The sequence below is a fragment of the Nostoc sp. CCY0012 genome, from assembly GCF_963920855.1.
Lineage (GTDB): Bacteria > Cyanobacteriota > Cyanobacteriia > Cyanobacteriales > Nostocaceae > Cyanocohniella.
Genome location: NZ_CAWUDM010000011.1, coordinates 36,039 through 58,756, shown reverse-complemented (window position 1 = coordinate 58,756; position 22,718 = coordinate 36,039). Strand labels below are relative to the sequence as shown.

The following is a 22,718-nucleotide window of genomic DNA, read 5'->3' as shown; positions in this document are numbered from 1 at the left end:
TCTAGGATTGCATCCCAGATTAGCTGAGGCAGATTAAAGAACTCACACTCTCTCTCTTGTGAACTATTAGGGTTATGGCAGTGCCGTTCCCTTACTAGAAAAACAGGCTCCGTCAGCTTCTCTAACTCTATGCTTTTTAAAACAACTGCTGAATGCCTAATCCCTGGGTGGTGATGGTATCGCATGAAAAATCAACCACGGACGGTTGATTTATTTGCTTAAACAATATGCAACCGTTCTGGAATAATCGACGTGTAAACGCAATTCTCTAGTCAATAGCTCTTTAACTTTGAAGCTCAAACCAATTTGAAAAATGATGGCGACAGATGGATTTACAGAACCCAGATGCACAAAGGGACTCCCAATCTCTTCGGGTTCAGCAGTCGCTGATCGGGGAAACCATGCCACTTGACGCCAGTCCGCATCCTGCGGGAAGCCGCCCAGAGGGCGTCTACAAGTCGGGAGACCTGCCCACGCGGCTGGCTCCTCTACTTAGGGAAACCCCAAAACAGAAGTGGCTCCCCATGACCGCACTGCTTCACAAAAATCTAAAATCTCCAATCCAAAATGGAATTAGCTTCACAATTTTTATTATCAGCAGCACTTTGTGGGGCTGGCAGGGGCGAGAGGCATAACAATCCTCCATAGCTCTCGTCGGTGCTGCTAATTTTTGAGGAAATTGAATGCCAAAACAAATTATTATCGCAGAGCAGCATCAAATTGCAGCCGTCTTTTCCGAAGATCAAATACAAGAACTTGTTGTAGCTACGGGACATCACCAAATAGGTGATATCTATTTAGGTGTAGTAGAAAATGTATTACCTGGGATAGATGCGGCATTTGTGAACATTGGAGATCCAGAGCGCAATGGGTTTATTCATGTAACTGATTTGGGGCCATTGAGGCTCAAGCGCACGGCAGCAGCAATTACAGAACTATTAGCACCACAACAAAAAGTATTGGTGCAAGTCATGAAAGAGCCTACAGGCACAAAAGGGCCAAGGCTCACGGGCAACATCACCACGCCCGGACGTTATGTAGTATTGATGCCCTATGGCAGAGGTGTAAATTTATCCCGGCGGATTAAAAGTGAAAGTGAGCGCAATCGCTTACGGGCATTAGCTATTTTGATTAAACCGGCGGGAATGGGTTTGCTGGTGCGGACAGAAGCCGAAGGCAAACCAGAAGAAGCGATCATGGAAGACATGGAGATGTTGCAAAAGCAATGGGAAGCCATTCAGCAGGAAGCTCACTCCACCCGTGCGCCAGCATTACTTAATCGAGACGATGACTTTATCCAACGTGTCTTGAGGGATATGTACGGTGCCGATGTGAATCGGATTGTCGTGGATTCTAGTACCGGATTGAAGCGAGTCAAACAGTATTTACAGAACTGGAGCGGAGGTCAAACACCACAGGGATTATTGATTGACCATCACCGCGATCGCTCGCCGATTTTAGAGTATTTCCGCATCAGCGCCGCCATCCGGGAAGCACTCAAACCCAGAGTAGATTTACCTTCTGGTGGGTACATTATCATAGAGCCAACCGAGGCATTAACAGTAGTTGATGTTAACTCTGGTTCCTTCACGCGATCGGCAACAGCGAGAGAAACAGTTTTGTGGACAAATTGCGAAGCCGCAACAGAAATTGCCCGTCAGTTGCGTCTGCGAAATATTGCCGGGGTAATTGTCGTTGATTTTATTGATATGGAATCACGGCGTGACCAATTGCAAGTTCTCGAGCATTTTAATAAAGCTCTCAAAGCAGACAAAGCTCGTCCCCAGATTGCTCAATTGACAGAGCTGGGTTTAGTCGAACTAACACGCAAACGTCAAGGTCAAAATATTTACGAATTGTTCGGGAGTACATGCCCAACCTGTGGTGGTTTAGGCCACATTGTGCATCTGCCTGGAGAAATAGAACCTCGATTACCCACAACAGCAGAAGTACCAGAGCGTTTTGTCTCCCTACCTCACAAAGAGCCACGTCTGAGTACTGCTCGGATTACAGAACCACGGGAAACATATGATGCGTTTAACGATGGCTTGCGTGGCGTTCGCGGTAATGTGTCGGAGCCATCAGCCATAGGATTTGATGGTGAATCTGATGTGGGTGCTTTTGATTTAATCAATCATCCCAGTTATCAAGAAATGGGTGACAATAGCAAGCGTCGTACCCGTAACCGTCGCAGTCGCATTGGTATCAATGGAGCGAATGGAAAAGATGAGAGCTTGCGTGGCGAAGTCATACCACGACTAACTCCTAATCCCCTAAATTTTGACAACGAGCCAGACTTAGACCTCGATAATGAAGCAGAACTAGGAACTACACCAGATATTCCCTCACCGACTCTAGGTAAATCAGGTTGGTCTGAAAGGACAGAGCGGACTAAAATAACCAAGGTTGAGCCAGTTAAACCAGTGGTTGAACCACCGGAAATTAGAACTGTAGAAATGACCCTAGAGGAACAAGATGTTTTCGCTTTGATGGGAGTGTCTCCTTTAGTAAAGTTAGAGAGTGAAGTTAAAAATCCCAAGTCTGTGATCATTAACATCATTCAACCTGGACAACAAGGAACTACATTACCTGAAACAACTTTCAACTCTACTACAGTTGAAAGAGCCAGCGAGGAAGTAAATACACCACAAGTCGATCTAGAACAAAAACCTTTACTGAGAGAAACGAGAGAAATAACTGAACCAAAGGAGGTGGAAGTCAAGCCTGCGCCGGCAAACTTGCCAAATCCAGAGGAAACTGAAGCGAATAACACATCTATTGGCAATCGTCGTCGTCGCCGTCGCTCCTCTGCACTAGACTCAGACATGTCTAACCCAGAGGATAATTAACTTGACGTATGGTAAAACAAAGCAAACTGCTGCTGTTATTGGTTCCCCAGCACTTCTTGGCAAACAGAGTTGGTTGGAGTTATCCTCCAGTTTATCTAGTATTCCAGGGTTGGTTGCGGGCATCGATGAAGTTGGGCGGGGTGCGCTATTTGGTCCTGTAGTTGCGGCAGCGGTAATATTGCCAGCTTGTGCTTTACCAAAACTGATAGCATTTGACATTAAAGACAGTAAAAAGCTGTCTAGTTCTCGCAGAACTTGGTTAGCACAGCAAATTTGCGAATTGGCCACAGACTGGAAAATCGGTTTTGCCGCAACTGCTGAAATTGATCAAATGAATATTTTGCAGGCAACGCTGTTAGCCATGAAACGGGCTGTACTGAAACTGAAAGTACAGCCTGTACTCTGTTTAGTTGATGGTAATCAGCCAATTAAAGACTTACTTGTGCCACAACAAACAATTGTCAAGGGAGACGAGCGATCGCTGAATATTGCAGCTGCTAGTATTGTTGCTAAAGTTTGGCGCGACGACCTAGTAATGCGTCTAGCATCAAAGTATCCCTTATATCACTTAGAAGATAACAAGGGCTATGGCAGCCAAAAGCATTTGGTGGCACTACAAAAATATGGGCCGTCACCTCTGCATCGCCAGTCCTTTCGTCCTTGTCAAATTCAATGTTGATGACTGAGATGTCAGTATGTTGCCAGCAGTGTATGTTTTCTGCTGTAGTAATTATAGTTGGTTTAATTAATACCAATTGCCCAAGATAAAGGGACAGATACGGAATCGAGGATGAACCAAGCGAAACCTAACATATACAAAAGTTTTATTTGTTGGGTTTCGCAAATCAACCCAATTTACATGGGGAAAAAACTATTCCATATTCAAGATGGGCAATTCTGTGTTGTCGTCATCTAGTGCTTTTTCTTGCATTTGTGATTTGACCCAGTGACGATAATCAGTTAACAGTTGATGTTGCAAACGTTGCTTAACTGTCAACAGTACACTCTTGAGCAAACCATTACCAGTAGCTTCTAAAATTGGTTTAGGTGTAAAAGAAAATGGTGGTGGGAAATCTACCTGCACCTCTAAATCGGCTCTTCCTTGCAGACTAGTACCATTTTTTGATTGGTAAGGAGACAAATGGCCTTGTAAGTTAAGGGAAAAACGCTGGTTAATATACTCAAATCCCAGGATTTCACAACTTAGCGATCGCAAATTAATCGTCCCATTTGATTCAGCCCAGACCCTCATATCTACAGTAGGCTGAATACTCAATGACATAAAAGTTAGAGGACGCATTTTTAAGCGAAATACTTCCTCAGAAATTTGATGAATACGGCTGTTATCGACTAACGCATTAACTAAACGTTGAGGCTGACGCAAGTAGTGCTGAATAGGAATAGGCTGCTGTGGAACGTCGATTTTCACCGACTGGAAGGCAATAAACTTGGTAGCCATGAATTAAAGGCATTAATTGTTTAATACTTCTATTATTAATGAATTTATTAACTTTATTATCTTGTTAAGGGATGATTCAGCTAAAAGCTTGGTTGGCATCCAATATGGTCTATATATTTAACAGATAACTCAAGTTCGATATTATGACTTTATCCATTGCCCATTTAGGCCCTCCTGGCACTTATGCAGAACAAGCATCCGTTATTTATGCAAATTGGCTAGCTAAACAAACAGGAATTGCAGCTATCTTATATCCTTATCCCAGCATTGCCCAATCACTCCAAGCGGTGGGATCTGGACAAACCCAATTAGCTGTTGTGCCAGTAGAAAATTCCATTGAAGGTAGTGTCACTATGACAATGGATACACTTTGGCAATTGGATAGTTTGCAAATTCAGTTGGCTTTGGTAATGCCTATCGCTCATGCCTTAATTTCCTGTGCTACCAGTTTAGATAGTATTCAAACTGTTTATTCTCATCCGCAAGCCTTAGCTCAGTGTCAAGGATGGTTAGGGAAATTTTTGCCAACGGTACAGCTAATTCCCAGTAATTCTACAACTGAAGCTCTAGAGCGACTTCAACAAGATTGGACAACAGCTGCGATCGCTTCTCATAGAGCAGCGCAACTTTATAATTTACCCATACTAGCCAGCAAGATTAACGATTATCCAGAAAACTGTACACGCTTTTGGGTGGTTAGTCAGAGTGAGGTAGAAGCGATTGAGCAGATGTCCTCAGAAAGTGCTAGTCACACATCCCTGGCTTTCAGTGTACCTGCTAATATGCCAGGAGCGCTGGTGAAACCGTTACAGGTATTTGCTCAACTAGGAATTAACCTTAGCCGCATCGAATCTCGACCAACCAAGCGATCGCTAGGAGAATATTTATTTTTTATTGACTTAGAAGCAGATGTCAAGTCAGCACAAATGCAATCAGCCTTAGCACAATTAAGTACGTATACAGAAATTTTGAAAATTTTCGGTAGCTATCATGTTCTGCCAATCAACATTGGAGATTAACTGAATAATTGTTAATTACAAAATTACGCAAAGCCCTTGCGGGCATAACTGCGCTTAACGCTGAACCTGTCTTGGGCTGCTATTACGAATTATTAAAAGTGTCTTTGAGAACAGCACGAGCTGCCAAATTATTGCGAGTAGAAGTCAAAATTTCGGCTTCTCTTTCCAGGCGAAGTACGGTATCTTGAGTCTCCAGTAATGCTTGCTGCTCGGCGGCTATAGTATCGATGTTGCTCGCTACCCAATAAGATAACTCTGTTGGCAAATCGGGCAATTCTTCAGGCAGTTCCATCTTCCGTTCGGTTAATTTGCCCAACAGACGCACCACATCTCGTAGTAGTTGTTCGACCTCAGTAGCTAAAGGACGCAAATCTTTGGATGGTGGCTGGTCTTCTATCCATTCCACCAAGCCTACAGGGTAGGGTTTTTCTCGAACATATTCTAAAACCCGAAACCTTTGCTGGCCTAAGGTTAACATCTTCATGCGATCATCTGGCAACCTTTGGTAATGGATAATTTCTGCACAACAACCAATGTTTGCAATTGTACCTGCCACTGGATCGACCATTAACACTCCAAACCTGCGATCGCTTGACAAAATCGTGTTCATCATGATTCTGTAGCGAAATTCAAAAATATGTAGAGGTAATGGTCTAGTAGGAAATAGGACTAATTCAGGTAACGGGAACAGAGGTAGTTCACGAACTGCAATTTTAGAAGAAGATGTCATTGTTAATTTGGTATAAATTTAATTTTAAAATTTCTTATTTTCTGCTTTTCCCGTACTTTATATACATTCTATCATTTGTTTTTCAGGCAATAAAAAGCCCTGGGATAAATTTCCACAGGGCTGGGTAAATATTCATAGTATTTTGACACTCTCTGCACTGGAGGTACAGAGATTTTTAAAGAATGGAACTTTAAAGGCGACGTCAAATTAGCCTCTAGACATTTGATTAATAACTAATGGTTAAATTACAGTTTTACTTCAATGTCTACACCAGAGGGTAAATCCAGTTTCATTAAGGCATCAATAGTTTTAGAAGAAGGCTGGTAAATGTCAATAATCCGGCGATGGGTGCGGGTTTCAAAATGTTCTCGAGAATCTTTATCTACGTGAGGCGATCGCAGCACACAGTAGATTTTGCGTTTTGTGGGTAAGGGAATTGGACCTATGGCTGTAGCGTTAGTCCGGTTAGCTGTGTCTACAATCTTCTCGCAAGATGTATCTAATAAGCGGCGGTCAAAGGCCTGTAAACGAATTCTAATCTTCTGCTGCTGTAGAGTTGCCATTTTTAATTTTCCTGGTTCTGATTAATTAGGAACTGGGGACTAGGAGTAAGGATTAGGGACTGGTGTTTGCCAAATCCCTAATACTCAATACCTTTTTCAGGGACGAGAAAAAAGCAGAGAGGAAATTTATCATCTCTGCTCCTTTGTTATGGGGCAAAAGGTGCTATTTAATGATTTTGGAGACGACACCAGCACCAATGGTGCGACCACCTTCACGAATAGCGAAGCGCATTCCTTGCTCAATGGCGATCGCGTTGATTAGTTCTACTGTCATTTTGATGCGATCGCCTGGCATCACCATTTCGGCTTCGCTACCATCATCGGAAGTAAAGGCCTTAATAGTACCAGTTACATCGGTTGTCCGCACATAGAACTGAGGACGATAGCCAGCAAAAAAGGGAGTTTTACGACCACCTTCTTTATCGGTCAGAACGTACACTTCACCTTCAAATTGAGTGTGAGGAGTAATCGAACCTGGTTTAGCTAGCACCATACCGCGTTCAATGTCGGCTTTTTGGATACCGCGCAGGAGTACACCAGCGTTATCTCCAGCCATACCTTCATCGAGACTCTTCTTGAACATCTCGATGCCAGTTACGGTGGTGTTACGAGTATCTCTAATACCCACCAATTCAACGTTATCACCGACTTTGACCTTACCACGCTCAATCCGACCGGTGGCAACAGTACCCCGACCTGTGATGGAGAAAACGTCTTCCACAGCCATCAAGAAGGGCTTATCTATAGCACGATCTGGAGTAGGAATGTAAGAATCTACTGCTTCCATGAGGGCGTAGATTTTGTCTACCCAAGGATCTTCACCCTGTTTAGTTTTGGGGTTAGCAGTCATTGCTTCCAGTGCTTTGAGACCGGAGCCTGTAACGATAGGAATGTCGTCACCAGGAAAATCGTAGCTAGATAATAGCTCCCGGACTTCTAATTCCACCAATTCTAGTAGTTCTGCGTCGTCTACCATGTCTTCTTTGTTCAAGAAAACAACTAGACTCGGAACACCTACTTGCTTTGCTAGCAGGATATGTTCACGGGTTTGGGGCATGGGACCATCAGCAGCAGAAACTACGAGAATACCACCATCCATCTGGGCAGCACCCGTGATCATGTTTTTTACATAATCAGCGTGTCCTGGGCAATCTACGTGAGCATAGTGCCGCTCGCCGGTTTCATACTCAACGTGAGCCGTATTGATGGTAATACCCCGCGCCTTTTCTTCTGGGGCGTTATCAATTTGGTCGTAGCCTTTACCTGTTGCTTGACCCATAGCGGCCAAAGTCATGGTAATAGCTGCTGTTAAAGTGGTTTTACCATGATCAACGTGACCAACTGTGCCGATATTAACGTGGGGTTTAGTCCTTTCAAACTTTGCGCGTGCCATGAATGCTCGTTTCCTTTTTTAATTAAGCGTTCCCTTTGCTTTTCGCTATGATTGCTTCAGCCACGTTACGAGGTACTTCTTCGTAGTGGCTAAATTCCATTGAGAAGATACCCCGACCTTGGGTCTTCGAACGGATATCAGTAGCGTAGCCAAACATTTCTGCCAATGGGACTTTAGCAGTTACTTTGGCAAGACCATCATCAGATCCCATACCCTCAATTTGCCCACGACGGGAATTAAGGTCGCCCATCACATCCCCAAGGAAGTTTTCGGGAACTTCTACCTCAACTTTCATCATAGGTTCTAAGAGTACAGGTGAAGCTTTCAACACTGCTTCTTTCATTGCCATTGAGCCAGCAATTTTGAAAGCCATTTCTGAAGAGTCTACATCGTGGTATGACCCATCAGTCAACGTTGCTTTGACGTCAATCAATGGATATCCAGCTAAAACACCGGATTCGCAGCTTTCTTTCATTCCTTGTTCTGCGGGGCCAATGTACTCTTTGGGTACAGTACCACCAACAATTTTGGAAACAAATTCAAAACCGCTACCGGGTTCACCTGGCTCTAAATCGATCACAACGTGACCGTATTGACCTTTACCACCACTTTGGCGGATGAATTTCCCTTCGATTTTGGAGACTTGTTTACGAATCGTTTCGCGGTAAGCTACCTGTGGCGCACCCACATTAGCTTCCACTTTAAATTCGCGTAACATCCGGTCTACCAGAATTTCCAGGTGTAGTTCTCCCATCCCTGCAATCACAGTTTGATTCGTTTCCGGATCAACATGGACACGGAATGTTGGATCTTCTTCTGAAAGAGATTGCAGCGCTTTGGACAGCTTGTCCATGTCATTCTTGGTTTTGGGTTCAACCGCCACCGAGATCACAGGCTCAGGAATGAACAGGGATTCCAGTATTACTGGTGATCCTTCATCAGTGATAGTGTCACCTGTTAAGGTATCTTTTAATCCTAATGCTGCTCCTAAATCGCCAGCCCGCATTTCGTCCACGTCCATACGTTCGTCTGCTTTCAAAATCACCAGACGGGAAATGCGCTCTTTTTTGTTCTTGGTAGCGTTGAGGACATAGCTACCTTTTTTCAGCACACCAGAATAAACGCGAACGAAGGTTAGGCGACCATAAGGGTCAGCCATAATCTTAAATGCTAGTGCTGATAAAGGTTCGTTATCATCAGCCCGACGTTCCACAGTTTCGCCATTGGGCAGTAGGCCTTGAATTGGTGGCACTTCAGTTGGTGCTGGTAGGTAATCTACAACTGCATCCAACATCAACTGCACGCCTTTGTTTTTAAAGGCTGAACCACAAAGTACTGGGACAATGGTTCCCGCTGTTGTACCCTTACGTAGCGCAGTACGAATTTCTGCTTCTGTAAGTTCTTCTCCCTCGAAGTACTTAGTCATCAGAACGTCATCTGTTTCTGCTACAGCCTCTATCAGCTTGCTGCGATATTCTTGTGCCTTGTCTTGCATGTCGGCGGGGATATCGGTTTCTTCGATATCTGTTCCCTGGTCGTTGTTGTAAATATAGGCACGCTGACGTACTAAATCAACGATTCCTGTAAATTCAGTTTCACTACCAATGGGCAGTTGAATGGCAATGGCATTAGCCCGCAGGCGATCGCGCATTTGTTCGTGAACTCGGTAAAAGTTCGCACCTGTACGATCCATTTTGTTGATGAAGGCTATGCGAGGCACTTTGTAGCGGTCTGCTTGTCGCCACACTGTCTCGGACTGCGGTTGCACGCCACCCACAGAACAAAATACTGCGATTACACCATCCAACACGCGCATGGAACGTTCTACTTCGATTGTGAAGTCAACGTGTCCTGGAGTATCGATAATGTTAATTTGATGATCTTTCCAACTGGTACTGATTGCCGCTGCGGTGATGGTAATTCCCCGCTCACGCTCTTGATCCATCCAGTCGGTGACGGCAGTTCCTTCATGAACTTCGCCAATTTTATGAATTATGCCAGAGTAAAACAATATTCTCTCGGTTGTCGTTGTCTTGCCCGCATCTATATGCGCCGCAATACCGATATTGCGTACTCTCTCTAGCGGGATCGTACGTGCCACAGTAGCCTCCTATAGTTTTTGCCTCATGATATCTTGTATATTACTCTTTGTTAAGATTCTATACTTTTACGGAAAACCGTCTGCGTTTTTCTAAGTACGCGATATATCGCTGTGATATCCACGATATACCGCTCATTTTCTTAGTAACGATAGTGGGCAAACGCTTTGTTAGCTTCTGCCATCCGATGTGTTTCTTCGCGCTTGCGAATCGCATTTCCGGTTTCGTTGGCAGCATCCATTAATTCATTGGCCAATTTACTAGCCATTGTACGACCGGGACGAGAACGAGAAAATTGTACTAACCAGCGCAATGCTAAGGTTGTACCGCGATCAGAGCGGACTTCCATCGGTACTTGGTAGGTTGCTCCACCAACTCGTCGAGCTTTTACTTCTACCAAAGGTGTGGCATTTCGTACTGCTCTTTCAAAGGTTTCCAAAGGAGCAGCACCAGTGCGTTCTTCAATAGTTTTGAGAGCATCATAAACTAGCCGTGCAGCTAGTGATTTTTTTCCATGACGCATTACCCGCCGGATTATCATGCTTACCAGGCGACTGTTATATACGGAATCAGGCGGAACTGGACGCCTTTGAATAACACCACGACGAGACATACTTCACCTTTAATTCGGAATTGGCAACGAAATTATATGCTATCAGACACTGGATATATGGGCAGTAAAAGCCGCCGATCAAACTTTCTTTTTTTTCTTCTCTACAGTTGCAGCGAGAATAACCGATGAATTTTCTTTACTACAACCAGAGAAGGCGACAACATCATAAACTTTTATCTTTTAGATGCAACCGCTGCGATGCCTAAGTTGGCAAGCTACGCTTACAGAATGCTGCTAAAAATTGTCTATACTTACCCGCTTCTGGGTGTAGCTAGATTTATGGAAAAAGCAAGCGCCGCTAGTTTTATGTTCCTCGACGCTGCCCAGGAGAATGCTTAATCGCCATCGCACACGATTAACCTCCTATTTCCTATTTTTTCGCTTCTTTTGGACGCTTGGTTCCATACTTGGAACGTCCTTGTTTGCGGTCTTTAACCCCGGCTGTATCCAAGGTGCCGCGGATAATGTGATATCTCACACCTGGTAGGTCTTTTACCCGACCGCCACGGATCATTACTACTGAATGTTCTTGCAAGTTGTGGCCGATACCTGGAATATAGGCTGTGACCTCAAATCCAGATGTCAGTCTTACCCTTGCTACTTTCCGTAGAGCTGAGTTAGGCTTTTTAGGAGTAGTTGTGTATACTCTGGTACAAACACCCCGACGTTGTGGGCATTGCTTCAGAGCGGGAGATTTGGTTTTCTGACGCGCTACTTCGCGTTCATTACGTATGAGTTGCTGTATTGTTGGCATGAGTTACAGCGCGTGAAGCTGCTTAGAGGTCTAAGTTTTAACAAATCCTGATTATATCTTTTTTTTCGCTTTTATGTCAAACTGATAATTTTGTTTTTTCAGTTACGAAGTTGGGGCAGTTGTAGAGAAAGAATTACCACAACTACAGGTAGCGATCGCCTGAGGGTTGTGAAAGCGAAATCCCCCACCTATTAAATCTTCTGAATAATCTAATGCCAACCCATTTAAATAATCAAAGCTTTCAGTATCTATAATAACTTTAATACCGTTAACTTCCATAACCCGATCATCAATTTTCACATCTTCATCAAATGACATATCATAAAATAAACCCGAACAGCCACCTAATTTAACTGTTAATCTCAACAAAGAATTTGGCTGATGTTTTAACTGTAGTCGCTCAATTTCACTGACGGCTGCTTGACTCAAATGAATCATGGAATTATTTTTGTCTATTTAAACCCCATCTTTCAGTATTACAGACGGGTGAACTATCGAATAAACATCCATAGGCTGTAAATCACAATAATTTACCTATGACTAGGCTAAAGCTCTCTTAAAGAACAGATTTGAGCTTTGCCTATAATTCCCCACTATTCTACAGTAAGAGATTTTTTGCTAGTTTAAGGTATTGATTGATCAAGCATATCATTAACTGAGAAGTTAGTCCCCACCTAAATTGAGGTAGGGACATTAAGCTAATAATATTTACTTCAGACGGGTTGCAAAAATAATCAGTATATTAGCTTTTTTTAGCCCTATTTTGGCCATTAAACCCCAATACACCTGTTGCGGTTTTAGTTTTTAGTACGGGCATAGTCATCTTGGTAGCGAATAATATCATCTTCACCTAAATACTCGCCATTTTGCACTTCAATCAAAACTAAGGGAATCACACCAGGGTTCTCTAAACGATGGGCTGTACATTGAGGGACATAAGTCGATTCATTGTTACTCAACAGCACTTCTTGTTCGCCACAAACAACCCTAGCAGTACCAGAAACAACAATCCAGTGTTCACTGCGGTGATGATGCATTTGCAGACTGAGGCGGTGTCCAGGCTTGACTTCAATGCGTTTAATTTTGTATCCGCGTCCTTCTTCCAAAACGGTAAAAGAACCCCAAGGACGCAATTCAGTGGCGGCAACACTTTTATTCGCAATGGCCACAGGTAGGGGCAGAGTGTTAACTTGTGCAGATTCTTGATATTGAGCCATAGTTACCTCATTTGGAGACATAACAAACCGTCATTACTCTTAACCATTGATGGAAAATTTGGCGCAATTTTGCAACCGTGAAAATCTTAATTTTGTTGCACCTTGCTAAACATAGCAAAATCAAACTTTAGGGTCTAAAGAATTACTGTTAAAACTATGTGTCTACACTAATTCTTCATGCAACAAATGGCAGCTTTTTCTTAACTTTAAAAAGGGGTTATGGCCTAGAGGCTAGAGGCTAGGGACTTCCAGAAATTAAATTATCCAATTTACTGGGATGCAAGGTTGTCTTTCTCCCCCCTGCTCCCTGCCACTGAGCGTAGCCGAAGTGCGGCTCCCCTACTTACCCAGTGATTGGACATTTATTTAGTTGGAAGTCCCCTTACCTAGTTCTCATTACAGACGTTGTAGAAAAATCCCAATGCCGTTGTGAACACGAGCCGCGGTATTCGGAGAACGGTCGAGGAGTTGTCCCCCCAGGTAAAGACTGGTTGAACTACCACCATCTAAATTTAAGGCATTCACACAGCCGAGACGATTCATGATTTGGGCGTGTTCCGCTAAGGTTGGACCTAAACCACCAGCACGGTTATGCACAGCAGCAATGATGAGAGAATTGTTGGCTGTGGTGCAAATGGCACTGCGAATGGCTCTTTGTCTAATAAAGGCTTTACTAAATTGTTCACTTTCGGCGTTCAGCACAATTTGATTATTTTGGATTAATAGTGGCCCCGCTCCCATAATGTGAGGATAACGGTTAAATTCAGCTGAATTAGTACTATTGCTAATGCTAACTGCTGTACCGATGGGCAATTGTGATGCAGAAGCAGCAGCACTGGCGCGGAAAGTTACTAGGTAGCCATCACGGGGAATGGGAATGGCTGTTTCATTGGCTTTGCCACCTGGTAACTGATTAGTAACTCGGTCTGTTTGGACAACAAGAATAATTTCGTTGTCTGTAAGAGGAGTGTAGCTAGGGCCCCAAGTCGGGGTATAACGAGCAATCCCACTTTGGACATAGCCACTGTTGAGAAATAAAATGGGTAATTTTTGGTTATTAGGAGTAACTAAAGTTTCTTGCAAGGTGAGGCGACTTAAGTAAAATTGCCCAGAATTATCCCAGGCGATCGCTCCGCGATTGAGAATTGGCCCTGATAGCCATTGATTATCTCGACGTATTGCTCCTAATGGTAATCGATTATTGCGATTGAAATAACCAGCGTTGATTGCCGCCACAGCTGAGGATTGCGCCGCCATTTGCATTAAAGGTGCAGTTCCTGTCTGGTTATTAGTATCTATACCAATAGGTTTTAAAGTTAGCCCAACTTGTCGGGGATTTACATCTAACCAAACCACAGGGAAACGATCTGTGCCTAAATTGACAAACTGCTGCCGCCAGCGCAATCCTGGGGCCCAAGCAATATCTTTTTGCACTAGTGCATCGGGGCGCAGATCGATTACTAGGCGATTGGGTTCAGGTAAGGTGATGATCTGGGGCGACATCCCAAAAGGCACACTTAAACTGATGATTGTGCGGTTATTGACTATTTCTATTTGTCTAATTAGTGAATTTGGAACGGTTGGTACCGGTAATTGTTTGAGTAAATTTGGTGGTGATGTGGGTTGGGGTGCATAGCGTTGGAGCAAAGCCGGATCTGCTATACCATCCAAGGCTACTACCCATTCTGTATCGGGTGGTGTAGTAGTTTGAGGGGTGGGATTTTTCGGGTCAACAGGTCTGGCTATGGGTAACCCTTGTGAAACTAACCAAGGAACTGGTTGATCTAAATCTAAAACGATGCGTGCTGATTGGAAAGGTGTATTCGGTGTGGTGGCTTTTTGCTGACTCTGGCGAATATTTTTGATTTGTGATTTTGGGGTAGCAATCACTAATGTATTGCTATTGGCTTGGATCTGCCATCCTGCTGTTTGAGCAAAATTAGTAATGTCTAAATAGCGATATCCTCCTTGCAGTCTGGTGGTTAAAACTGTTGGCTGAGTGACCGATGAAAACCACTCTACTGGTTGTCTATCTGGATTATTGCTACTTAAAAAATTGACGCCAATGAATTGCCTCAAAGCGCCGTCACTTAGATGAGTTGTTATTTGACCACTGCTTCCGGGTTGCTGTAACCAAGCCCCTGCCAAAGTACGACCGTTGAGGGAAATTTGATTACCACCAGCTGATGCCCTAGATGCGGGAGGTACTGGGGTCTGGGCAGTTAATTCTGGTACTGTGGTTAGCGTCGGGGGCTGCTTGGCACTAATAGCCCCAGTAGTAGATAAGCACAATACAATCGTAGTAACTGTTAGTACAGCAGCCCAGAACAACCTTTGATGAGACTGGCTGGCAATATTATTGCGGTATTTTCGTTGGCGGCGATGCGGCATTTTGACCATGATTTATTCGGTACTTTGGATAAGTATCACCCAAGCAACTAACTAAAACTAATTGTGGGGAAATCTTAAAAAATAGGGATTTAATTTCGACTAAAACGTGATAGTGTATATATTGGCTATCTATCTCTTGTAAAATCCAAGAAATAATCTTCCCACTAGAACCACTGTCACTAAATGTTTTAACTATCACTAGTTTCAGTCAGACTATGCACAGTAGTTTTAGTGATCACAACTGGTTTAAAATATTAAACCCTCACCAATGGTTGCTACTGTTGCTACTCAAGTGAGGTCTGTTTCGTCATAACACAGGTGGCAGCAGCACAATCAGCAAACCAGAAATATTTACAATCAAGATTTTTAGGAATTGTCAAATGGGCATGTATTGTAATACGCTGATTTTGTTGCTGAATCAGGATTATTTCGGCGTTTAAAACTAAGTTGTGTTACAGGTAAGCTAAAACATCTTGACCATAGAGCAAACTTTCATCTGGGAATTAGGAACTGAGCAAAAAATTAACTATGGCTAACGCCACGCTATGACGACGTAAGTAAAGGGCTGTACAAGCAAAGGCAATTCATCTAACTCAGCAGAAATACACAACATAATAAAAAATAACGTAGACATTTTAACACGGGCAAAGATTAAAAGAAAACCGAAGTTAAAATTTTTTTTCCCTAAATTTCGGTTAATTATCTATTTTTCAAGGAACTAACTTTAGCAAAGTTTTCTCACAAATACTGGCAAAATTTGTGACTCACGATCTCAGGAACAGGCTATGAAAGATAAAGCGATGCATCAACAATCACAAACAATGAAATTTTCGGATATTGACTCTCAGGGTAATTACCAAGGGCAAAGATGGTTAGTAGAAGAACGGGATGCCTGTGGTGTCGGTTTTATTGCTCATCGCCAGAATCATGCCAGTCACGAAATTGTGACCAAAGCTTTAGCTGCCTTGACTTGCTTAGAACACCGGGGTGGTTGTAGTGCAGACCAAGACTCTGGTGATGGTGCAGGGATATTGACAGCTATCCCTTGGGAGTTGTTCCAAAAAGACAATTTCCAGGGAAATATAGCTGTGGGAATGATATTTTTACCGCAAAATCCCGAAATAGCTCAAAAAGCTAGGGCAACTGTTGAGCAAATAGCCGCCGAAGAAAAATTGACTGTCCTGGGTTGGCGAGTCGTGCCAGTGCAACCTGAATTGTTGGGGGTACAAGCTAGAGAAAATCAACCCCAGATCGAACAAGTTTTTTTATCGTCAGCTGATAAAAGCGGTGATGAATTAGAAAGAGAACTATATATTACCCGCCGAAGAATTTTCAAAGCTGCTAAGAATATTTCCGAAGAATTTTATGTTTGCTCCTTGTCCAGCCGCACAATTGTGTATAAAGGCATGGTGCGTTCTGCTGTCTTGGGAGACTTTTATCTCGATTTAAAAAACCCAGCTTACAAGAGTGCTTTTGTCGTCTATCACCGTCGCTTTAGCACTAACACCATGCCCAAGTGGCCCCTAGCTCAACCGATGCGGTTGTTAGGTCACAATGGCGAAATTAACACACTGTTGGGTAACATCAACTGGATGATGGCCAGAGAATCCAGCCTGAATCATCCCATATGGAAAGATAGATCAGATGAACTCAAGCCATTAGTTCACATTGACAACAGCGATTCAGCTACCTTAGATAACGTCCTAGAATTATTGGTACGTTCGGGACGTAGCCCCTTGGAAGCCTTAATGATGATGGTGCCTGAGGCTTACCAAAATCAGCCTTCGTTGCAGAAATATCCAGAAATTGTCGATTTTTACGAATACTACAGTGGTCTGCAAGAAGCATGGGATGGGCCGGCACTTTTGGTGTTTAGCGATGGCGAAAAAGTCGGTGCCACATTAGATCGTAATGGCTTAAGACCAGCTCGCTACATGATTACCAATGATGATTACATCGTTGTCGCCTCCGAAGCAGGTGTAGTGGAATTTCCCGAAGCCAACATTATCGAGAAAGGTAGACTAGGCCCTGGGCAAATGATTGCTGTGGATTTAGTTAACCATGAAGTGTTGAAAAATTGGGAAATTAAGCAGCGCGTTGCCAAGCAGTATCCTTATGGAGAATGGCTAAAACAGCATCGCCAAGAACTCAAACATCTTGTTGGTCAGTCATCTGTGAATGGTAACGGCAACGGGAACGGGAACGGCAAGGGTCATGTGGCAACTAACAACATTGATAAACAAACCTTGCTGCGTCATCAACTGGCCTTTGGCTACACCACAGAAGACGTGGAAATGGTGATTCAACCGATGGCAATTGACGGCAAAGAGCCGACTTTCTGCATGGGAGATGATATTCCTTTGGCGGTGCTGTCAGAAAAACCCCACTTGCTGTATGACTATTTCAAACAGCGTTTCGCCCAAGTAACGAACCCAGCCATTGACCCTTTACGGGAAAAATTGGTGATGTCGTTGAACGTGGAACTGGGCGAACGAGGTAACTTATTAGAAGTGAAGCCGGAACACGCCCGCAAACTGAAATTAGAATCCCCAGTATTGACAGAAGCAGAACTGGAGGCGATTCAGTTATCAGGATTTGCCACAGCAGAATTGTCCACTTTATTTCCCATTGCCAACGGCCCAGAAGGATTGAAAGTTGCAGTGCAGTCTTTACAAGCACAAGCAGCGGAATCAGTCAAGGCAGGTGCCAAGATTTTGATTTTGAGCGATCGCCAGGGTGGAGATAGTGAGATCAGTACAGAATATACTTACATTCCTTCCTTATTAGCTGTAGGTGCAGTTCATCATTACCTAATTAGCCAAGGATTGCGAACCAAAACATCGCTAATTGTGAATACAGCCCAGTGCTGGAGTACTCATCACTTTGCTTGTCTAATTGGCTACGGTGTTGATGCGGTTTGTCCTTACACAGCTTTGGATACTGTACGTGATTGGTGGTTTGAACCCAAAACTCAACAGTTTATGGAACGGGGCAAAATCCCCACTCTCACCCTAGAACAAGCTTTAAATAATTATCGCCAAGCTGTAGATTCGGGGTTACTGAAAATTCTCTCCAAAATGGGAATTTCGCTACTCTCCAGCTACCAAGCCGCCCAAATTTTTGAAGCTATTGGTATCGGTGGCGATTTACTAGAATTGGGATTCCGGGGGACAACTTCCCGTATCGGTGGGTTGAGTGTCAGCGAACTTGCACAAGAAGTGCTGTCCTTCCATAGCAAAGCTTTCCCGGAACTGACAGCCAAAAAATTAGAAAACCTGGGATTTGTTAACTACCGTCCTCACGGTGAGTACCACATGAACAATCCCGAACTGGCTAAGGCGCTGCATAAGGCTGTAGATGGCAAGCAATATAACCACTACGAAGTTTACAAACAGCACCTACAAGGCCGTCCAGTAACAGCCCTACGTGACTTGCTGGATTTTCAAGGCGATCGCCCGTCAATTCCTTTAGAAGAAGTAGAATCAGTCAGCGAGATTGTCAAACGCTTCTGTACAGGTGGAATGTCTTTAGGTGCATTGTCACGAGAAGCCCATGAAACTCTAGCGATCGCCATGAACCGCATTGGCGGCAAATCTAACTCTGGGGAAGGTGGCGAAGATCCAGTACGTTACAAAGTTCTCAATGATGTAGATGCATCTGGTAAATCACCCACCCTACCCCATTTACATGGCTTAAGAAATGGTGACACTGCTTCTAGTGCCATTAAGCAAGTTGCATCGGGACGCTTTGGTGTGACACCCGCATATCTCAGCAGCGCCAGACAAATTGAAATCAAAATTGCCCAAGGTGCAAAACCAGGGGAAGGTGGACAATTACCAGGGAAAAAAGTTAGCCCTTACATTGCCATGTTACGGCGCTCTAAGGCTGGTGTGACACTGATTTCACCACCACCGCACCATGATATTTATTCCATTGAAGATTTGGCGCAATTGATTTTTGACCTGCACCAAATTAACCCCAAAGCCCAGGTATCAGTAAAACTGGTGGCAGAAATTGGCATCGGTACCATTGCAGCAGGTGTAGCTAAAGCTAACGCCGATATTATTCAAATATCTGGTCATGATGGTGGTACAGGTGCATCGCCCTTGAGTTCCATTAAACACGCTGGTTCACCTTGGGAACTAGGTTTGAGCGAAGTACATCGTGTCCTCATGCAAAACAGCCTGCGCGATCGCGTGGTTTTGCGTGTAGATGGTGGACTAAAAAGTGGTTGGGATGTGGTAATAGGTGCATTGATGGGTGCGGAAGAATTTGGCTTTGGTTCCATCGCCATGATTGCCGAAGGTTGTATCATGGCGCGGATTTGCCACACCAATAACTGTCCCGTGGGTGTTGCTTCTCAGAAGGAAGAACTCCGCAAACGGTTTACAGGAATGCCAGAACACGTTGTCAACTTCTTCTACTTTATTGCTGAAGAAGTGCGTCATCTATTAGCAAGACTGGGCTACCGTTCTTTGTTGGAAATCGTCGGACGTGCCGATTTGTTGAAAACACGCGACGAAGCAAAAATCACCAAAACACAATCACTCAACCTTAACTGTTTACTTCAACTACCGGATACCAAAAATGACCGTAGCTGGTTAGTACATGAAGAAGTTCATAGCAATGGCGTGGTTGTGGATGACCAATTGCTTGCCGATCCCGACATTCAAGTAGCCATTAGCAACCAATCGGCTGTGACCAAATCTTTACGGATAGTCAACACCGACAGAACAGTAGGCGCAAGATTAGCCGGGGCGATCGCTTCCCAATATGGTGATGATGGTTTTGAAGGACAAATTAACCTCAACTTCCAAGGTAGTGTAGGGCAAAGTTTTGGTGCATTTAACCTTCCTGGGATTATTTTGACGCTAGAAGGAGAAGCCAACGACTACGTAGGTAAAGGGATGCATGGTGGGGAAATCATTATTAAACCCCCAGCAGATGCTAACTATGACCCTGCACAAAATGTGATAGTTGGCAATACCTGTCTTTATGGTTCTACAGGTGGAGTCTTATTCGCCAACGGTTTAGCCGGAGAACGCTTCGCTGTCAGAAACTCCAAAGGTGTGGCTGTAATTGAAGGCGCTGGCGATCACTGTTGTGAGTACATGACTGGTGGCGTGATTGTCGTCCTCGGTAAAGTAGGACGTAACGTTGGTGCGGGGATGACTGGGGGACTAGCGTACTTCCTAGATGAAGATAACTCCTTCCCTGAATTAGTCAATCCCGAAATTGTCAAAATCCAGCGAGTGGTTACAGAAGCAGGTGCCAAACAACTGCAAGAATTAATTAGAAGTCATTGCGATCGCACTAATTCACCAAAAGCGAAAATGATTCTGCAAAATTGGCAAACATATTTGCCTAAGTTCTGGCAGTTAGTACCACCTTCGGAAGCTGATAGCGCAGAAGCGAATCCCCAAGCTGTTGTAGAGAAACAGTTGAGTTCAGTTTAAGCTGACATTATAAAAAGTTTCCATCTAAGATCCCCGATTTTTTACAGTCGGGGATTTTATTGTTTAGAACCCACATTCCGCACCCCCCGGTGTCACAATCGGTAATTTCGTATTTTTGAATTCATTTTAGGATGTTTTTTATACAAAAAGGTCGAAATCTTAGGTGGCGATCGCTAATCCCAAACCCCCAAACGACCATTTTTCGTTGTGTGACAGTTTAGGGTGCGGAAGATGGGTTAGAAAAGTTATCCCAAAAATCTCAGTAACGGCTTTTGTAGATTTTTTGGATGTTTTTCTTCGGGGGGAATTTCTTCTTCAATAAAAAGGGTGCGTTAGGCAAAGCCACAGCGCACCCTACTGGTTATGTACTTAAGTATGTCAACTCAATTGTTCATACTTAAATTTACCTTTAATGAACTTGTTAAAGTATTGGCCTTTAGACGGTGCATTGTCTAAATCTTCCTTGACGCTAGGAGGTACTTTGAAATACTCGTACACACTGCCACTATCAAATTCAATAGTCAGTGTTTGAGTTTTTGGAACATAGCTAAATTGCTTAATAACGCTGCCTTCGGGCTTGAGTAGAGGGAAGGCGATCGCATCCCGAATACTGGCACAATCAGTTAATAACATTACTAACCGATCAATCCCAATACCTAAACCACCTGTAGGCGGCATACCGTATTCCAAAGCTGTGAGAAAGTCTTCATCGACACCTTGGGCTTCCAAATCGCCGGCGGCTTTTCTAGCTGCTTGGGCTTCTAAACGTTCTCTTTGATCGATGGGATCTGTTAATTCTGAGAAACTGTTAGCTGTCTCGCGCCCAACGATAAATAATTCAAATCGTTCTACCAATCCGGGCTTACTCCGGTGAGGCTTGGCTAAGGGTGAAATTTCTACAGGATAGTCAATGACAAAGGTAGGCTGAATTAATGTTTCTTCAATTTTTTGTTCAAAGGCTTCATTTAACAGTTTGCCAATTGATGGGCAATCATCTATACCTTGAAGTCCAGCATTTTTAGCCGCTGTTTTAGCTTCTTCTAAAGTTGAGAAAGAATTGAAATCCAAGCTTGTATGTTCTTGCACCAAATCGTGCATTGTTACCCGCCGCCAAGGTGGTGATAAATCTATAGCTTCCCCTTGGTAGGTAATTTGCAGTGTGCTGAGTACCTCTTGGGCCACAGTGGTAATAATTCCCTCTGTCAACGCCATCATATCATTGTAGTCGGCGTAGGCTTGGTATACCTCAATTGAGGTAAATTCAGGATTGTGCCGTGTGGAAATTCCTTCATTGCGGAAAATCCGCCCCAATTCAAACACCTTTTCAAATCCACCCACAATTAATCGCTTCAGATGGAGTTCTGTAGCAATTCGCAGATACAACTCCATTTCTAGGGTGTTGTGGTAGGTGACAAACGGACGCGCATCGGCACCGCCAGCTTCACTTTGCAAAACAGGGGTTTCAATTTCGAGAAAATCTCGTTGTTCCAAATAGCGACGAATTCCCGCTGTAATTTGGGCGCGACGGCGGAAAGTTTGCCGCACTTCGGGATTGACAATCAAGTCAACATAACGCTGACGGTAGCGTTTAGCAACATCTGTCAACCCATGCCACTTGTCGGGTAGCGGCAACAGAGATTTTGTCAGGATGCTGTATTCTTTGACGTAGACAGATAACTCGCCCTTTTCAGTCCGTTTAATAGTACCTTTGGCTCCCAGAATATCACCTGCATCTGTGAGTTGTTTGAGGTGAGCGAAGGCATCAGCATCAGCATCTGCCATGCATTCTTGGATACGATTTTTTTCTAGATAAAGTTGAATAGTGCCAGTTTCATCTTGCAGGGTAAAAAAAGCCAGTTTACCGAAAACGCGACGCGCCATAATGCGTCCAGCAACGGCAACGTCTAAATCAACTTCTTCACCACTGGGTAAGTCAGCAAACTTTTCTTGTAATTGGGCTGTGTGATGTGTAGATTGCCAACTATAGGCATAGGGGTTAGATCCTAGCTGCTTGAGTTGGTTGACTTTTTCCAGCCTAGCCGCACGGATATCTTCTTCCGACATGGTAACGAACTAAAGAGGGCAAGATTCATTATAGATGCTGGCAAAGTTGACAAGGCGATCACTTGGAGAAATACACCATGTCACAAACTAGGGAGTAGGGAGTAGGGAGTA

16 protein-coding genes are annotated in these 22,718 nt (G+C 43.9%); 5 read left to right on the top strand and 11 right to left on the bottom strand.

The annotated features are described in order from the left end of the window. The first annotated feature begins 683 nt into the window (after nucleotides 1-683). Both ACM0OS_RS04785 and ACM0OS_RS04780 read left to right on the top strand, forming a co-directional pair. Nucleotides 684-2,849, top strand: a complete 2,166-nt coding sequence (locus ACM0OS_RS04785; RefSeq protein ID WP_414542018.1) for an Rne/Rng family ribonuclease — start codon at nucleotides 684-686, stop codon at nucleotides 2,847-2,849. A gap of 1 nt (nucleotide 2,850) precedes the next feature. Beyond that, entirely contained in the window at nucleotides 2,851-3,528 is a 678-nt protein-coding gene (locus ACM0OS_RS04780; protein ID WP_414542017.1) for a ribonuclease HII, read from the top strand. Between the two features lie 192 nt (nucleotides 3,529-3,720). Here ACM0OS_RS04780 and ACM0OS_RS04775 read toward each other — a convergent pair whose 3' ends face one another. Then, complete coding sequence (locus tag ACM0OS_RS04775; RefSeq protein WP_414542016.1) at nucleotides 3,721-4,308, bottom strand: DUF1997 domain-containing protein; 588 nt, start codon at nucleotides 4,306-4,308, stop codon at nucleotides 3,721-3,723. 143 nt (nucleotides 4,309-4,451) lie between these two features. Here ACM0OS_RS04775 and pheA point away from each other — a divergent pair, with 143 nt between their 5' ends. Then, the gene (gene pheA / locus ACM0OS_RS04770) at nucleotides 4,452-5,327 is read left to right on the top strand and encodes a prephenate dehydratase (RefSeq protein WP_414542015.1); all 876 of its coding nucleotides are present in this window, start codon (nucleotides 4,452-4,454) and stop codon (nucleotides 5,325-5,327) included. An 82-nt stretch (nucleotides 5,328-5,409) separates the two neighbouring features. Here pheA and ACM0OS_RS04765 read toward each other — a convergent pair whose 3' ends face one another. The 5 genes from ACM0OS_RS04765 to rpsG all read right to left on the bottom strand — a co-directional run bounded on the left by ACM0OS_RS04765 (nucleotide 5,410) and on the right by rpsG (nucleotide 10,725). Then, entirely contained in the window at nucleotides 5,410-6,057 is a 648-nt protein-coding gene (locus ACM0OS_RS04765) for an LON peptidase substrate-binding domain-containing protein (protein WP_414542014.1), read from the bottom strand. Between the two features lie 245 nt (nucleotides 6,058-6,302). Further along, a complete protein-coding gene (gene rpsJ, locus ACM0OS_RS04760) occupies nucleotides 6,303-6,620 on the bottom strand; it encodes a 30S ribosomal protein S10 (protein WP_010998474.1) in 318 nt (105 codons plus the stop codon). A gap of 163 nt (nucleotides 6,621-6,783) precedes the next feature. Next, entirely contained in the window at nucleotides 6,784-8,013 is a 1,230-nt protein-coding gene (tuf, locus tag ACM0OS_RS04755; RefSeq protein ID WP_414542013.1) for an elongation factor Tu, read from the bottom strand. A gap of 22 nt (nucleotides 8,014-8,035) precedes the next feature. After that, the gene (fusA, locus tag ACM0OS_RS04750) at nucleotides 8,036-10,114 is read right to left on the bottom strand and encodes an elongation factor G (RefSeq protein WP_414542012.1); all 2,079 of its coding nucleotides are present in this window, start codon (nucleotides 10,112-10,114) and stop codon (nucleotides 8,036-8,038) included. A 140-nt stretch (nucleotides 10,115-10,254) separates the two neighbouring features. Further along, nucleotides 10,255-10,725, bottom strand: a complete 471-nt coding sequence (rpsG, locus tag ACM0OS_RS04745) for a 30S ribosomal protein S7 (protein WP_414542011.1) — start codon at nucleotides 10,723-10,725, stop codon at nucleotides 10,255-10,257. A gap of 198 nt (nucleotides 10,726-10,923) precedes the next feature. Between rpsG and ACM0OS_RS04740 the strand changes: the two genes are divergently transcribed. Beyond that, nucleotides 10,924-11,064, top strand: a complete 141-nt coding sequence (locus tag ACM0OS_RS04740) for a hypothetical protein (RefSeq protein WP_414542010.1) — start codon at nucleotides 10,924-10,926, stop codon at nucleotides 11,062-11,064. A 31-nt stretch (nucleotides 11,065-11,095) separates the two neighbouring features. Here ACM0OS_RS04740 and rpsL read toward each other — a convergent pair whose 3' ends face one another. The 4 genes from rpsL to ACM0OS_RS04720 form a co-directional block, all read right to left on the bottom strand. Then, a complete protein-coding gene (gene rpsL, locus ACM0OS_RS04735; RefSeq protein WP_414542009.1) occupies nucleotides 11,096-11,479 on the bottom strand; it encodes a 30S ribosomal protein S12 in 384 nt (127 codons plus the stop codon). 102 nt (nucleotides 11,480-11,581) lie between these two features. Continuing rightward, a complete protein-coding gene (locus ACM0OS_RS04730; RefSeq protein ID WP_414542008.1) occupies nucleotides 11,582-11,917 on the bottom strand; it encodes a HesB/IscA family protein in 336 nt (111 codons plus the stop codon). A gap of 359 nt (nucleotides 11,918-12,276) precedes the next feature. After that, the gene (locus tag ACM0OS_RS04725) at nucleotides 12,277-12,696 is read right to left on the bottom strand and encodes a phosphomannose isomerase type II C-terminal cupin domain (protein ID WP_414542051.1); all 420 of its coding nucleotides are present in this window, start codon (nucleotides 12,694-12,696) and stop codon (nucleotides 12,277-12,279) included. Nucleotides 12,697-13,092: 396 nt separating this feature from the next. Beyond that, nucleotides 13,093-15,096, bottom strand: coding sequence for a phosphodiester glycosidase family protein (locus tag ACM0OS_RS04720; protein ID WP_414542007.1), 2,004 nt, complete (start codon nucleotides 15,094-15,096; stop codon nucleotides 13,093-13,095). Nucleotides 15,097-15,872: 776 nt separating this feature from the next. Here ACM0OS_RS04720 and gltB point away from each other — a divergent pair. After that, nucleotides 15,873-20,543: a glutamate synthase large subunit gene (gene gltB / locus ACM0OS_RS04715; protein WP_414542006.1), complete on the top strand. Its 4,671-nt coding sequence runs from the start codon at nucleotides 15,873-15,875 to the stop codon at nucleotides 20,541-20,543. A gap of 378 nt (nucleotides 20,544-20,921) precedes the next feature. Here the strand turns inward: gltB and lysS are convergent, their stop codons facing one another. Beyond that, nucleotides 20,922-22,607 (bottom strand): lysine--tRNA ligase, encoded by a 1,686-nt coding sequence (gene lysS, locus ACM0OS_RS04710; RefSeq protein WP_414542005.1) that lies wholly within the window; start codon nucleotides 22,605-22,607, stop codon nucleotides 20,922-20,924. Nucleotides 22,608-22,718 lie beyond the last annotated feature (111 nt).

Coding starts and splice junctions, on each gene's coding strand:
- ACM0OS_RS04785 (WP_414542018.1), top strand. CDS start 684: ATGCCAAAACAAATTATTATCGCAGAGCAGCATCAAATTGCAGCCGTC.
- ACM0OS_RS04775 (WP_414542016.1), bottom strand. CDS start 4,308: ATGGCTACCAAGTTTATTGCCTTCCAGTCGGTGAAAATCGACGTTCCA.
- pheA (WP_414542015.1), top strand. CDS start 4,452: ATGACTTTATCCATTGCCCATTTAGGCCCTCCTGGCACTTATGCAGAA.
- ACM0OS_RS04765 (WP_414542014.1), bottom strand. CDS start 6,057: ATGACATCTTCTTCTAAAATTGCAGTTCGTGAACTACCTCTGTTCCCG.
- rpsJ (WP_010998474.1), bottom strand. CDS start 6,620: ATGGCAACTCTACAGCAGCAGAAGATTAGAATTCGTTTACAGGCCTTT.
- tuf (WP_414542013.1), bottom strand. CDS start 8,013: ATGGCACGCGCAAAGTTTGAAAGGACTAAACCCCACGTTAATATCGGC.
- rpsG (WP_414542011.1), bottom strand. CDS start 10,725: ATGTCTCGTCGTGGTGTTATTCAAAGGCGTCCAGTTCCGCCTGATTCC.
- ACM0OS_RS04740 (WP_414542010.1), top strand. CDS start 10,924: ATGCCTAAGTTGGCAAGCTACGCTTACAGAATGCTGCTAAAAATTGTC.
- rpsL (WP_414542009.1), bottom strand. CDS start 11,479: ATGCCAACAATACAGCAACTCATACGTAATGAACGCGAAGTAGCGCGT.
- ACM0OS_RS04730 (WP_414542008.1), bottom strand. CDS start 11,917: ATGATTCATTTGAGTCAAGCAGCCGTCAGTGAAATTGAGCGACTACAG.
- ACM0OS_RS04725 (WP_414542051.1), bottom strand. CDS start 12,696: ATGGCTCAATATCAAGAATCTGCACAAGTTAACACTCTGCCCCTACCT.
- ACM0OS_RS04720 (WP_414542007.1), bottom strand. CDS start 15,096: ATGGTCAAAATGCCGCATCGCCGCCAACGAAAATACCGCAATAATATT.
- gltB (WP_414542006.1), top strand. CDS start 15,873: ATGAAAGATAAAGCGATGCATCAACAATCACAAACAATGAAATTTTCG.
- lysS (WP_414542005.1), bottom strand. CDS start 22,607: ATGTCGGAAGAAGATATCCGTGCGGCTAGGCTGGAAAAAGTCAACCAA.